Raw genomic sequence first — 13,989 nt, forward strand, 5'->3', positions numbered from 1 at the left:
GCACAGTACGCGTGCACAATCTCTGTGCACAAGAGTCATGCACAAAAATTATGCACGCGGGACGTACGAAGGCCCGGCTCGGCCGGAGCCGGGCCGGGCCTGGCCGGCGGAGTCAGGTCAGGTCAGCATGACGACGGCGGTCACCACGCCGGCGACCACCACGAGCACCCGGAACACGCTCGGCGGCATCTTGCGCCCGATGCGCGCGCCCACGTACCCGCCGACCACGGAGCCCGCGGCCAGCAGCCCGATCGCCAGCCAGTCCAGGTCGGCGACGAACACGAAGATGACCGTGGCGATCACGTTCGCCGCGAGCAGCGCGACGGTGCGCAGCGCGTTGATGTTCTTCACCGCGAGGTCGGTCCCGAGCCCCAGGACCGCCGCCATCATGACGCCGGCGCCGGCGCCGAAGTAGCCGCCGTACACGCCGGTCAGCACCGAGAAGACGACGGTCGCGGGGGACATGCCGTGCCGCAGCCGGGTCGGCTCGTCGCGGGTGCGCCGCAGCCACCGGCTGATCCAGGGCTGCACACCCACCAGCAGGCAGGAGGTCAGGATGAGCCAGGGCACGATCGCCTCGAACACGCCCGGCGGCAGCGCGAGCAGCAGCACCGCTCCGCCGATCGACCCGACGGCGCAGGTCACGAGCACGATCACCGCGACGCGCGGGTGCTCGCGCAGCTCCTGCCGGTAGCCGAACGACCCGCTCAGCCCGGCGGGCACCAGGCCCACGGTGTTCGACGCGTTCGCGACCACGGGCGGCAGGCCCACGGCCAGCAGCACGGGGAAGCTCAGCAGCGAGGCGACGCCGACCGTCGTCGACAGCACGCCCGCGCCGAAGCCGGCGCCGAGGACGGCGAGGTGCTCCCAGCCGGTCATCGCTCGTCCCCCCGCAGCAGGGCGACGTCGCTGACCATCTCGACGTGCGCGTGCATGGCCGCGGCGGCGGCCTCCGGGTCGCGTGCGCGGATGGCGTCCGCGATGGCGCGGTGCCCCGTGAGGGAGTTGCGCGGCCGGCCGGGCTGCGAGAGCGACTCGATGCGGCTCTCGCGGATCAGGCTGGCGATCTCGCGCATGGTCTGGGCCAGCAGGTCGGAGTGCGCCGCGGCCGTCACCGCCGCGTGGAACTGCTCGTCGGCGTCCACGCCGCGGTCGCCGTGCTCGATCGACGCCGCCATGGCGTCCAGGGACGCGTCGATCGCGGCGAGGTCGTCGTCGGTGCGGCGCTGCGCGGCCAGGGCGGCGATCTTCGTCTCCAGCGCGTCCCGGATGTCGATGATCTCGGGCATGCGGTCGGCGTGCGCCCGGATGGCCTCGACGATGCGGCTCTCGCTGAGCTTGCCGGTCAGCACGGTGCCGTCCCCGTGCCGGACCACCACGACGCCCACCACCTCCAGCGCGACGAGCGCCTGGCTGAGGGTCGCACGGCTGACGCCGAGCCGGGCGGCGAGCTCGCGCTCCGGGGGCAGCCGGTCCCCGGCTTTCAGCCCGTTCTGCCGGATCCACGTGGTGATCTGCTCCGCCACCTGCTCGTAGAGGCGGGTGCGGGCCAGCGGGGTGGGCAGTTCGGCGGAAGCCTTCGGGGTCACGACCTGAGGATACTTGACAGAAAGGACACTGGCCTATTGGCTAGGCCACTGATCCATCGTGCCTCGTCGGTCAACGGTGACCGCCGCGATGGAGACAGAGGAGTTCTCATGGGTCCTGAGTGGATCGCGATCATCGCGCTCGTCGCGTTGTTCGTCGCCGGGACAGTCCTGCCGATCAACATGGGCGCGCTCGCCTATGTCGCGGCGTGGTTTGTCGGCGTCTTCGCCCTGAACATGGACGAGAAGGAGGTGCTGGGCGGGATCAGCGCCGATCTCGTCCTGACGCTCATCGGCGTCACGTACCTGTTCTCCATCGCCAAGAACAACGGCACCGTCGACCTCATCGTCGCCAAAGCGGTCCAGGCGGTCGGCGGCCGGGTGGCGCTGATCCCCTGGGTCATGTTCGCCGTGACCGCGCTGCTGACCGCGATCGGCGCCGCCAGCCCCGCGGCCTGCGCCATCATCGGCCCGGTCGCGCTCGGGTTCGCGCGCCGCTACAAGATCAACCCGCTCATGATGGGCATGTTCGTGGTGCACGGCGCCCAGGGCGGCGGGTTCTCCCCGATCAGCATCTACGGCACCATCACGAACTCGGTCATGGCCGACGTCGGCTACGAGGGCACCGAGATGGGCGTGTTCATCGCGTCGCTCGCGATCAACACCGCGATGGCCGTCGTCCTCTTCCTCGCCCTCGGTGGGCGCCAGCTCATGCACGAGCGGGTGGACCCCGCGGAGGCGTCCGGCGCCGCCGGGCGCGTCGTCGACGACCTGCACACCGGCGGGACCTCGGTCACCGTCAGCGGCCAGGGCGCCGGCGTCTCGACCGTGACCCGGGGCCTCGGCGTGCGCCGCGACCACGTGCTGACCCTGGTGGCCTTCGCCGCCGTCGCCGTCACGGCGCTCGCCTTCGACCAGAACATCGGCTTCGTCTCGATCACCGCCGCCGTCGCGCTGGCGATGCTGTCGCCGCACCAGCACAAGGACGCCGTCAAGCAGATCGCGTGGCCCACCGTGCTGCTGGTGGCGGGTGTGAGCACCTACGCGACCATCCTCACCGCGGCGGGGGCGCCCGAGTACATCGGCACCTGGGCGGCGGGTCTCGGCATCGCGGCCATCGGTGCGCTCGTCCTCTGCTACGTCGGCGGCATCGTCTCGGCGTTCGCGTCGTCGACGGCGCTGCTGCCGGTGATCATCCCCATCGCCGTGCCGCTCATCGCGGCCGGTGGTGTGAGCCCCTGGGCCATGGCGGCGGCCCTCGCCGTCTCCTCGACCATCGTCGACGTGAGCCCCTTCTCCACGAACGGAGCCCTGATGCTCGCCAACCGCCCGGACACGATCTCGGAGCAGGCCTACTACAAGCAGATCCTCGGTTACGCCGTCATCGTCACCCTCGCGGGGCCCCTGCTGGTGTGGGGCATCCTCGTCCTGCCGGGCTGGTGAGCACCATGACCGGACCGCTGACCGACGTCGTCGTCGTCGACCTCTCCCGTGCCCTCGCCGGGCCGCACGCCACCATGATGCTCGGCGACCTGGGTGCGCGCGTCGTCAAGGTGGAGGTGCCCGGCCGCGGCGACGACACGCGCGGCTGGGGCCCGCCGTTCGTCGGCGAGGAGGACGGGCGCGAGTCCACGTACTTCCTGTCCGCGAACCGGAACAAGGAGTCGATAGCTCTCGACCTCAAGGCCGACGCCGACCGGGCGACCCTCCTCGACCTCGTCGACCGCGCCGACGTGCTCGTGGAGAACTTCCGGCCCGGGGTCCTGGACCGGCTCGGGCTCGGCGTCGACACGCTGCTGGAGCGCAACCCGCGCCTGGTGGTGCTCTCGATCACCGGTTTCGGGCACGACGGGCCGGAGGGCGGCCGCGCCGGGTACGACCAGATCGCCCAGGGCGAGGCCGGCCTGATGTCGCTCACCGGTTCCGGTCCCGACGACCCCCAGCGCGTGGGCGTGCCGATCGGCGACCTGCTCGCCGGGATCTACGGCGCGTACGGCGTGCTGGCGGCGCTGCACGAGCGGCACCGCACCGGCGTCGGGCAGGTCGTACGGACGTCGCTGCTGGCCGCCGTCACCGGCGTGCACGCCTTCCAGGGCACCCGCTGGACGGTCGCCGGGGAGGTGGGGCACGCGCAGGGCAACCACCATCCTTCGATCGCGCCGTACGGCCTGTTCCGCTGCCGTGACGGCGCCGTCCAGATAGCCGTCGGGTCCGAGGCGCTGTGGCAGAAGTTCTGCCTCGCCTTCGGGCTCGACGCTGACGCGGAGGGCCTGCGGAGCAACCCCGAGCGGGTGGCCCGCCGCGACCAGGTGATCAAGGTGGTCGAGGACGCCTTCGAGGCCTACGACTCCGACGCGCTGCTCACCCGGCTGTCCGACGCCGGGATCCCGGCGGGCCGGGTGCGTACGCTCGACGAGGTGTACGCATGGGAGCAGACGGCGAGCCAGGGCCTGCTCGTCGACGTCGTGCACACGAGCCTCGGCCGGCTCACCCTGCCCGGCCCGCCGCTGCGGTTCTTCGACGCCGACGGCGCCGAGGTCACGCGGCGCGAGCACCGGGCGCCGCCGGTGCTCGACGAGCACGCCGCCCGGATCAGGGCGTGGCTCGACGCCTCGGGGGCGTCGTGACCCGGCGCTGGAGCGCCCGCGAGCTGCTCGACCTGGTGCTCGACCCCGGCAGCTTCGAGTCCTGGGACGAGCCGGTCGACACCTCCGGGCACCCGGCCGAGTACCGCGCGGTGCTGGCCGCCGCGGCCGAGAAGGCCGGCACCGACGAGTCCGTGCTCACCGGGCGCGGGCAGGTCCGCGGCCGGCCCGTGGTGGTGGTCGTCAACGAGTTCCGGTTCCTCGGCGGCTCGATCGGCCGGGCCGCCGCGCAGCGGATCACCGCCGCCGTCCGGCGCGCGACGGCGGAGCGGCTCCCCGTCCTGGCGACGACGGCGTCCGGCGGGACCCGGATGCAGGAGGGCACCCCCGCCTTCCTGCGCATGGTCGAGATCTCGCGCGCCGTCATGGCGCACCGCGACGCCGGCCTGCCCTACCTCGTCTACCTGCGGCACCCCACGACCGGCGGCGTCTACGCGTCCTGGGGCTCGCTCGCCCACCTCACCGTCGCCGAACCGGGCGCGCTCATCGGCTTCCTGGGCCCGCGCGTCGTCGAGGCCCTCACCGGGAAGGCCCTGCCCGACGGCGTGCAGTCCGCCGAGAACCTCGCCGCCAAGGGCGTGCTCGACGGCGTCGTCACCCCCGAGAGCCTGCCCGCCCTGGTCGAACGGGCGCTCGCGGTGCTCGTCGACCCGCCGGCGCCGTCGGCCCTGCCGCGCCGTACCGGCGAGCCCTCCGGGACGACGTCGGCCTGGGACTCCGTGCTGCGTACCCGCACCGAGGGGCGGGTCGGGGTGCGGGACCTGCTGCGGTACGGCGCGACCGGGACCGTCCGGCTGTCCGGCACGGACGAGGGCGAGCGGGACGAGTCGATGCTGGTCGCGCTCACGCGGCTCGACGGCCGGCCGTGCCTCGTCGTCGGGCAGGACCGGACCCGGCAGTCGGAGAGCACTCCGATGGGGCCCGCCGCGCTGCGCGTGGCCCGGCGCGCGATGGGGCTGGCCGAGGAGCTGCGGCTGCCGCTGGTCGCCGTGATCGACACCCCCGGCGCCGAGCTCTCGGAGGCCGCCGAGGAGGGCGCGCTCGCCGGCGAGATTGCGCGCTGCATGGCCGCGCTGACCCGGATGACCGTGCCGACGCTGTCGGTGATCCTCGGCCAGGGCTGCGGCGGCGGGGCGCTCGCGCTGCTGCCCGCGCGGGCCGTGATCGCGGCCGAGCACGCCTGGCTGTCGCCGCTGCCGCCCGAGGGGGCGAGCGTCATCGTGCACGGGGACACGACGCACGCGGCCGAGCTGGCGGAGGCGCAGCACATCCGGGCGGTGGACCTGCTCGCCGAGGGCGCGGTGCAGCGCGTGGTCCCGGAGCACGACGCCGACACGGTCCGCGACGTCGCGGTGGCGGTCGCGGCGGAGTGCGCGGCGGTGCTGGCTGGTCGGTAGTTTCGGGTGGTCGGTAGAACGTCAGGTAGTCGGCACCTCGGAATACCGATCACCTGACATTCTGCCGACCACCCGAATTGCCGACCTCGCAGCTAGCGCTTTTCCAAGGCCTTGCGGATCTGCTGGACCAGGGCGAACACCAGGAGCGCCGCGAACAGGATCGACGCCACGTTGTCGGGCAGCACCACCGACAGGCTCGCGCCGCCGAACGAGAAGACCGACGCCACGAGGCCGATGATCGCCGCCGTCTTGAGGTGCACCAGGCCGTTGCGCGCGTTGACCCACGTGCCCGAGATCGCCGTCGGGATCATCGCGACCAGGGACGTGCCCTTGGCGAGCGCGGGAGCGAAGTCGAACAGCGCGGACAGCCCCGGCACGGCGATCTGGCCGCCGCCGATGCCGAGCAGGCCCGAGGCGATGCCCATGACGAGGCCGAGCCCGACCATGCCCGCGCCGTCGAGCAGGCTGGGGATGCCCTGCGCGGTGTCGACGGACGGCGGGTCGACGAACGAGTCGAGCAGGGACCGCACGATGCCGGCGACGAGCACGCCGACGAACAGCCAGCGCAGCAGGGTCTCCGGCACGCGGGCGAGCAGCCGCGCCCCGTAGGCCGCGCCCACCACGGAGCCGACGACGAGCAGCGCGGCGGAGATCAGGTCGACCGCCTGGTGCGTGAGGTACGGGATGGACCCGACGATCGCGGCCGGGAGGATCGCGGCGAGCGAGTAGGCGCTGGCCCGGCGCTGCGTCAGGCCGCCGAGCGAGGTGAGGAGCGGCACCATCACGATGCCGCCGCCGAGCCCGAACAGCCCGGAGAAGGCCCCACCGACGATCCCGACGAGGACGGCGCGCGGTGGGGTCAAGGAGTCGTCAGTCTGCTCGGTCACTCCGTGATGATCTCAGGTGTGCGGCGATGGTCCGCGCGCAGTCCAGGGACCCGGTGTCCGTGGTGTCGACCTCCAGGTCGTAGTGCACACCCCGGTGGACGACGTCGGCCTGCCGCTCGGCCATGCCCGTGACCCGGTCGCCGCGGGCGGCCTCGCGCCGGGCCGCGACCGCCGGGTCGCACCGCACGCCGACCCAGAGCGTCGGCACGTCGCCGAGCGCGTCGAGCCAGCGGCGCTGCGACCCGGCGCCGCCGAGGAACACGTCGTCGACCACGAGGTGCGCGCCCGCGCGGGCCATGGCGACCAGCCCGGCGATCCAGGCGTCCTGGAGCTCCATGAAGTCCTGCCCGACGGCGACGCCGCCGTCGTCGGCGAACCCGATGCCGTCGCCGCCGGCCGTGAGGCGGGCGGGCATCGCGTCGACGAGGGTGTCGACGCTGAGCGAGAGCCAGGCCTCGGGCAGCACGGCCTGCAGGTCGCGCGCGATCGCGGACTTGCCGGAGCTCGATCCGCCGTTGAGAACGATGACCTGCGTGTTCATCCGGCCACCGTACGAGTGTCGGTGACGCGCGCTACAGTGATTTACAAGTTGAGCGGAATAGACTCAACTTTGAGGCGGTTTCATCGAGGTAGGGCTCCGCCCACCAACCACCAGCCCCGGGAGGCTTCATGGACACCAAGTTCACGACCATGTCGCAGCAGGCGATCGGCGACGCCATCCAGTCGGCGTCGGCCGCCGGCAACCCGCAGCTCGAGCCGGTCCACCTGCTCGCCTCGCTGCTCCAGCAGGAGCGCGGCGTGGCCGTCGGCCTGCTCGACGCGGTCGGGGCGAACGCGCAGACGATCGGCCGGCAGGTGCGCGCGGCCCTCGTCGCGCTGCCCCAGGCCAGCGGCACCAGCACGGCCCAGCCGAGCGCCAGCCGCGCCCTGGCGACCGTCCTCGACCTGGCGGGCAAGGAGGCCCAGGGGCTCGGCGACGAGTACGTCTCCACCGAGCACCTGCTCATCGCGCTCGCGGCGGGCCAGTCGCCCACGGCCCAGATCCTGTCCGACGCCGGGGCCACGGCCGACGCCCTGCGCGCGGCCCTGCCCGCCGTCCGCGGGTCCGGCCGCGTCACGAGCCCCAACCCGGAGGGCACCTACAAGGCGCTGGAGCAGTACGGCACCGACCTGACGCAGCAGGCGCGGGACGGCAAGCTGGACCCCGTCATCGGCCGCGACTCGGAGATCCGGCGCGTGATCCAGGTGCTGAGCCGCCGCACCAAGAACAACCCGGTCCTCATCGGCGAGCCCGGCGTCGGCAAGACCGCGGTCGTCGAGGGGCTGGCCCAGCGCGTGGTGGCCGGCGACGTGCCCGAGTCCCTCAAGGGCAAGCGCCTGATCTCCCTCGACCTCGCGTCGATGGTGGCCGGCGCCAAGTACCGCGGCGAGTTCGAGGAGCGCCTCAAGGCGGTCCTGGAGGAGATCACGGCGTCGGACGGCGAGGTGGTCACCTTCATCGACGAGCTGCACACCGTCGTCGGCGCGGGGGCGGGCGGCGACGGCGCGATGGACGCCGGTAACATGCTCAAGCCCATGCTCGCGCGTGGCGAGCTCCGCATGGTCGGCGCCACCACGCTCGACGAGTACCGCGAGCACATCGAGAAGGACCCCGCGCTGGAGCGCCGGTTCCAGCAGGTGTTCGTGGGCGAGCCGTCGGTCGAGGACACCGTGGCGATCCTGCGTGGCCTCAAGGAGCGCTACGAGGCGCACCACAAGGTGACGATCGCCGACTCGGCGCTCGTGGCCGCCGCGTCGCTGTCCGACCGGTACATCTCCGGCCGGCAGCTCCCCGACAAGGCGATCGACCTGGTCGACGAGGCCGCGTCCCGCCTGCGCATGGAGCTCGACTCCTCGCCGATCGAGATCGACGAGCTGCAGCGTGCCGTCACGCGCCTGGAGATGGAGGAGGTCGTGCTCTCCGAGTCGGCCGACGCCGCCTCCAAGGACCGGCTCGAACGACTCCGGGCCGACCTCGCGGACCGTCGCGAGGCCCTGGCCGCGCTCACGGCGCGCTGGGAGTCCGAGAAGGCCGGGCACAACCGGGTCGGCGACCTGCGTGCGCGTCTCGACGAGCTGCGCACCGACGCCGAGCGCCAGCTCCGCGAGGGCGACCTGGAGGGCGCGGCGCGTATCCGGTACGGCGAGATCCCCGTGGTCGAGAAGGAGCTCGCGGCCGCCGAGGAGGCGGAGGCGACGAGCGAGGTCTCGACAGGCTCGACCGCCGGTGAGCCGCTGGTCGAGCGTGTCGAGACCCCGCCGATGATCGCCGACAAGGTCGGCGCCGACGAGATCGCCGAGGTGGTCGCCGCCTGGACCGGCATCCCCGCCGGGCGGCTGCTGCAGGGCGAGTCCGAGAAGCTCCTGCACATGGAGGACGTGCTCGGGCAGCGCCTCATCGGCCAGCGGGCCGCGGTCGCCGCGGTGTCCGACGCCGTGCGGCGCACCCGGGCCGGCGTCTCCGACCCCGACAGGCCCACGGGCTCGTTCCTGTTCCTCGGTCCCACGGGCGTGGGCAAGACCGAGCTCGCCAAGTCGCTGGCGGACTTCCTGTTCGACGACGAGCGCGCCATGGTGCGCATCGACATGTCCGAGTACGGGGAGAAGCACTCCGTGGCGCGGCTCGTCGGCGCGCCCCCGGGCTACGTCGGGTACGAGGAGGGCGGCCAGCTCACCGAGGCCGTCCGGCGCCGGCCCTACTCCGTGGTGCTGCTGGACGAGGTGGAGAAGGCCCACCCGGAGGTCTTCGACATCCTGCTCCAGGTGCTCGACGACGGCCGCCTCACCGACGGCCAGGGCCGCACCGTGGACTTCCGCAACGCGATCCTGGTGCTGACCTCGAACCTCGGCTCGCAGTTCCTCGTGGAACCGATGCTGTCGGACGAGGAGCGGCGGGAGTCCGTGATGACCGCCGTCCGCGCGGCGTTCAAGCCGGAGTTCCTCAACCGGCTCGACGACGTGGTGATCTTCGACGCGCTGTCGCTCGACGAGCTCGGCCGCATCGTCGACCTGCAGGTCGAGGCCTTCGGCAGGCGGCTGGGCGACCGGCGCATCACGCTGGAGGTCACCGCGGCGGCCCGCGAGTGGCTGGCCCTGGAGGGCTTCGACCCGGCCTACGGCGCCCGGCCGCTGCGCCGCCTCGTGCAGCGCGAGATCGGCGACCGCCTGGCGCGGCTGCTGCTCGCGGGCGAGGTGTCCGACGGCGACACCGTGCTCGTGGACCGCGCCGACGGCGAGGGCCTGACCCTCGAACGGCGGGTGCTCACGGCATAGCCGGCGCCCGGACGGCGGTCCGGATGTGGCGGTCCTGTGAAGGTGGCCGTCCCGACGCCCAGAACCCGAATTGCCGCTCGTCCCTCTGTATGTGCGGGGTGAAGTCGCGCGCGGTCGGCCGCGCGCGACTCCGGCACGGTCAGGGCGCGCGGGGGTGAGCCGGGGGGCGCCATCAGGTGAGGCAGACGGTCAAGGAGGCCCGATGCTGCGGTTCCACTTCACGTCGGACGATCTGGCCCGGGTCCGGATCGCACCCGGCCCGGACCCCCTGTGGGAGACGCTGCTCAGCGCCCACGTGGTGAACCAGCGCGCCGGGGCCACGCTGTTCGAGCCGTGGCGCGAGCGCGTGCTGACCGGGCTGCCGCCCGCGGCGCGGATGCTGCTGCGCCTGGCGCCGCCGCGCGGCTACTCGCCGGACTTCCTCACGCCGGCCACGGGCGCGGCCCTGCCGCTGACCGGGTCCGACGCGTTCGAGACCGGCCTCGACGCCGTCCTGTCGACCTCGCGCGCCCGGCTGCGGCACGACATCTCGCGGCTGGCGCACGGCCGTACGCCGCACGTGTGGATGCGGGACCTCGCCGACGGGACGGCGCCCGCGCTGCGCGGGCTCGGCGTCGCCATGCGCTCGTACCACGAGCAGGCCCTCGGGCCGTACTGGAGCGGCATCCTCGCCGCGGTCGACGTCGACCGCGCGGCGCGCACCCGGGCCTGGGTCGCGGGCGGCACCGAGCAGGCCCTGCGGACCCTGCACCCCGCGATCCGGTGGGAGCACCCCGTGCTGTCGGTGGCGACGGCCGCGGAGCGGGACGTCCACCTGGCGGGCCGCGGCCTGCTCATCGTCCCGTCGTACTTCTGCAACCGGGCGCCGATCTCGCTGGCCGACCCCGAGCTCCCGCCGCTGCTGATCTACCCGATCGCCCACGAGCAGGCCCGGCCGGGCACGGCCACGGCCACCGGCTCGGAGGCGCGGGCCGACGGCGGGCGGCCGCTCACCGCACTCCTCGGTCGCACCCGGGCCGCGGTGCTGCGGTCGCTCGGCACCGGGGCGACGACCAGCGAGCTCGCGCAGCGGCTGGAGATCTCCCCGGCGTCGGCCTCGGAGCACGCCACGGTGCTGCGCAACGCCGGGCTGGTCTCCAGCGGGCGCGAGCGCAACACGGTGCTGCACGCGCTGACCCCGCTGGGCCGGACGCTGCTCGACGGCGGCGGCGTCCGGGTCCCGACGGCGTCGCCGGCTACTGCAGCAGATCCTGTGTGATCGGTTCCGCGGTGGTCGCCAGGCACAGGCCCACCCGGTCGCCGTCGGCCCACGAGTCCTCGCTGGGACCCCAGACCACGTAGCTCACCGAGCCCGCGACCGGGCTGGTGCGGGCGTTCGGGCCGAGCTGCTTGGTGCCGCACACCTGCGCGATGCGCTTGTCCACGCCGTCGCGCCCCGGCCAGACGGCGGCGTCGGCGAAGTCGGTGCGGCCCACCACCTGGGCGGTGTGCGAGTCGTCGCAGGGGACCGCGAGCACGTCGGGGATCTCGCCGTCGTCCGGCACGCTCTCCACGCAGGACCCGAGCACGAGCTGCAGCGGGTGCACCTCCTGCGGCTCCGCGATCATCGCCTCGATGGGCTCCCACTGCTGCCGGCCCACCATGTTCACGATCAGGGCGATCACCGCGACGACCGCCACCACGGCCAGCGCGCCGCCGGCGATCAGGGCGTACCGGCGCCGCTTCGCCGACTCCTCGGCCGGTGTGGGCGGACGCCAGCCCGCGTAGGACGCCTCGGGCGCGTAGTCGTGGACGGCCGGGAACGAGTGCGGCGAGCCCCCGGGGGTCACCGGGAACGGCGACGGCGGCTGGTGCGGCGCCGACGGCGCGGGCTGCGCCGGGGCGCCCTGCGAGTGCTGCTGCGGCGCCGTGGGCGTGGGGAAGGCGCTCGGCGGCGTGGGGGCCACCGGGGTGCGCGTCGTGGGGGACGCGAACAGCTCGGAGGTCGCGGCGTCGTCCTCCCGTGCCGGTGCCTCCGCCGGGGACCGGTCTGCTGCCGGGGCTTCCGCGGGAGAGGCGGCCGAGCTTGCGGAGGCTGCGGAACTTGCCGAACTCGCCGAACCTGCCGAGACGGGGGCTGTGTCGGCCGAGGTCTGCGCGTCGGACGTGTCCGCGGCCGGTGCCTCCGCCGGGGAGGTGTCGGCTGCCCGCGCGTCGGCCGTCGCGGCCTGGGCGTCGGCCGCGGTCTCGGGCGCGTCGGGCGACTGCGCGTCGGCCGAGTCGTCCGCGGACGTCTCGTCCTCGCCGGCGACCGTGCGCGGGCCCAGGGCCTTCTTGTGCGCCGCCGAGATCGCCGCGAAGGACAGCGCCTTGAAGTCGAAGTTCTCGTCGATCACCGGGACGTCGGCGGCCGGCTTCTTGGCGCCGGTCTCGTCCGCGGCCTTGCTGACCGGCTTCGCGGGAGTCGATGCGGCCGGCGTCTCGGCCGGGGTGCTCGCGGAGGCGTCCTCTGCCTCGGGCTCCGTCACCTCCGCCTCGTCCTCAGGTGCGGGCGCGGGCTCGGGTGCGGTCGCTGTCGCGGCGCTCGCGGCGGGCGGCACGATCTTGATCTCCTCGGTCGGCGCCTCGTACCGCCGCGGCCGGTTCGACGACTCGGGGGCGGGCTCCGCCGGCCCCACGTCCTCGGGCTCCGGCACGGGCGCGGGCTTCTGGGCGGGCTTCGGCGCTGGCTTCGACGTGGCTTCCGGCGCGGCCGGGGAGTCCGTGCTCGATGCAGCCGGCTCGTCCTCGTCGGCTGATTCGTTCTTGGTCGCGCCCGCCTTCGCCGGGCCGCCCTTTGCCGAGCCCCCCGCGGCCGACTTGCCCGCCGCCGGAGCATTCTCGGCCGAGTTGTCCACAGGGTTGTCCACAGCCGTGCTGCTCGCCGGTTCGCCCGCGGCGACGTCGTCGTCCGCCGCCTCGCCGGCCTCGTCCGCGGAGGCCGCGGACCCGGCGCCCCGGGAGTCGTCGGGGGACGCTTCGCGAGAGGCGTCGCCGGCCGTCGCGCCGGCCTCCGCGTCGTCGTCGCCACCCTTGCCGTGGGGGCCGTCGGGGGCGGTACCCGGCTCCGACGAGACCGTGGACGCCTTGGCAACGGGATCCGAACCGGGGATCTCGGCGACTTCAGTGGCGGCCGGGGTCTGGTCGGGCTTCGACGTCATGCGGATAACTTACCGACATTCTGTAACGACCCGGCTACCGGAACGGCACCCGGTTTGAGTGCCCTCGATTTATGGACAATTTCACCCGATGATTTCCCCATCGGGAGTGGAACCTGAACACATCACAGCGTGCGCAGGACGGATCAGTCGGCCAGGTCGACAATCACCGGCACGTGGTCCGACGCGCCCTTCCCCTTGCGCTCGTCGCGGTCGATCGAGGCGCCGGACGCACGTCCCGCGAGCGCGGGCGAGGCCCAGCAGAAGTCGATCCGCAGCCCCTTGTTCCGGGGGAAGGCGAGCTGCTGGTAGTCCCAGTAGGTGTAGGTGTGCTCCTCGGGGAGGAACTTCCGGGTGAGCTCCGTGTACCCGGCCTCGCCGAACGCCTCGAACGCGGCGCGCTCCGGCGGGGAGACGTGGGTCTTCCCGGCGAAGTCGGCGGCGTCGTAGACGTCGGTGTCGAGCGGGATCACGTTCCAGTCGCCCGTGAGCGCGACGGCGTCGCCGGCGTCGGCCCAGGCCTTCGCCGAGGCCCGCAGCGCCTCCAGCCAGGCCAGCTTGTAGGCGTAGTGCGGGTCGTCGAGCGCGCGGCCGTGCGGCACGTACAGGCTCCACACGCGGACGCCGCCGCAGGTCGCGCCGATCGCCCGGGCCTCCAGCGGCGGGACGACGTCGAGCAGCGCGTCGGGGTCGGCGTCGGCGGCCGGCTTGGCGAAGCCGGGCTGCTCCGGGAACTGGGTCGCGACGTCGGCCAGGCCGACCCGAGAGACGATGGCGACGCCGTTCCACTGCGACAGGCCGAAGTGCGCCACCTCGTACCCGGCGGCTTCGAACGCCGCGGTGGGGAACTGGTCGTCCCGGCACTTGGTCTCCTGGATCGCCAGGACGTCGGTCTGCGACCGGTCGAGGAAGGCGGTCACGCGGTCCAGCCGCGTGCGGATCGAGTTGACGTTCCAGGTGACGAGGCGCACAGGCTCACCCTATGT

Annotated in this window: 11 protein-coding genes; 5 read left to right on the forward strand and 6 right to left on the reverse strand. The window is 73.5% G+C overall.

Annotated elements, in window-relative coordinates:
• Positions 1–117: 117 nt before the first annotated feature.
• Both FHX71_RS24820 and FHX71_RS24825 read right to left on the reverse strand, forming a co-directional pair.
• The gene (locus tag FHX71_RS24820; protein WP_182620200.1) at positions 118–879 is read right to left on the reverse strand and encodes a sulfite exporter TauE/SafE family protein; all 762 of its coding nucleotides are present in this window, start codon (positions 877–879) and stop codon (positions 118–120) included.
• Positions 876–1,589: a FadR/GntR family transcriptional regulator gene (locus FHX71_RS24825; protein WP_312877204.1), complete on the reverse strand. Its 714-nt coding sequence runs from the start codon at positions 1,587–1,589 to the stop codon at positions 876–878. The genes FHX71_RS24820 and FHX71_RS24825 overlap by 4 nt, the downstream gene beginning before the upstream one ends.
• A gap of 108 nt (positions 1,590–1,697) precedes the next feature.
• Here FHX71_RS24825 and FHX71_RS24830 point away from each other — a divergent pair, with 108 nt between their 5' ends.
• Genes FHX71_RS24830 through FHX71_RS24840 form a run of 3 tightly spaced genes read left to right on the forward strand, consistent with a single transcriptional unit; the run spans position 1,698 to position 5,628 of the window.
• Positions 1,698–3,029, forward strand: coding sequence for an SLC13 family permease (locus FHX71_RS24830; RefSeq protein WP_182620201.1), 1,332 nt, complete (start codon positions 1,698–1,700; stop codon positions 3,027–3,029).
• A gap of 5 nt (positions 3,030–3,034) precedes the next feature.
• Entirely contained in the window at positions 3,035–4,213 is a 1,179-nt protein-coding gene (locus FHX71_RS24835; RefSeq protein ID WP_182620202.1) for a CaiB/BaiF CoA transferase family protein, read from the forward strand.
• On the forward strand, positions 4,186–5,628 hold the full coding sequence (locus FHX71_RS24840) for a carboxyl transferase domain-containing protein (protein ID WP_312877205.1): 1,443 nt from the start codon (positions 4,186–4,188) through the stop codon (positions 5,626–5,628). The genes FHX71_RS24835 and FHX71_RS24840 overlap by 28 nt, the downstream gene beginning before the upstream one ends.
• A 92-nt stretch (positions 5,629–5,720) precedes the next feature.
• Here FHX71_RS24840 and FHX71_RS24845 read toward each other — a convergent pair whose 3' ends face one another.
• On the reverse strand, positions 5,721–6,515 hold the full coding sequence (locus FHX71_RS24845; protein ID WP_182620203.1) for a sulfite exporter TauE/SafE family protein: 795 nt from the start codon (positions 6,513–6,515) through the stop codon (positions 5,721–5,723).
• On the reverse strand, positions 6,499–7,056 hold the full coding sequence (gene cpt, locus FHX71_RS24850; RefSeq protein ID WP_182620204.1) for a chloramphenicol phosphotransferase CPT: 558 nt from the start codon (positions 7,054–7,056) through the stop codon (positions 6,499–6,501). Before cpt ends, FHX71_RS24845 begins: the two co-directional genes overlap by 17 nt.
• A 128-nt stretch (positions 7,057–7,184) precedes the next feature.
• On the opposite strand from cpt, the gene clpB reads away from it, so the two are divergent.
• Positions 7,185–9,827, forward strand: coding sequence for an ATP-dependent chaperone ClpB (gene clpB / locus FHX71_RS24855; protein WP_182620205.1), 2,643 nt, complete (start codon positions 7,185–7,187; stop codon positions 9,825–9,827).
• Between the two features lie 202 nt (positions 9,828–10,029).
• Entirely contained in the window at positions 10,030–11,085 is a 1,056-nt protein-coding gene (locus tag FHX71_RS24860) for an ArsR/SmtB family transcription factor (protein WP_182620206.1), read from the forward strand.
• Here FHX71_RS24860 and FHX71_RS24865 read toward each other — a convergent pair.
• Positions 11,063–13,006, reverse strand: a complete 1,944-nt coding sequence (locus FHX71_RS24865; protein ID WP_182620207.1) for a septum formation family protein — start codon at positions 13,004–13,006, stop codon at positions 11,063–11,065. The genes FHX71_RS24860 and FHX71_RS24865 overlap by 23 nt on opposite strands.
• A 143-nt stretch (positions 13,007–13,149) precedes the next feature.
• Entirely contained in the window at positions 13,150–13,974 is an 825-nt protein-coding gene (locus FHX71_RS24870; protein WP_182620208.1) for an exodeoxyribonuclease III, read from the reverse strand.
• Positions 13,975–13,989 lie beyond the last annotated feature (15 nt).

This window comes from Promicromonospora sukumoe (assembly GCF_014137995.1).
In the GTDB taxonomy this organism is placed as follows: Bacteria; Actinomycetota; Actinomycetes; order Actinomycetales; family Cellulomonadaceae; genus Promicromonospora; species Promicromonospora sukumoe.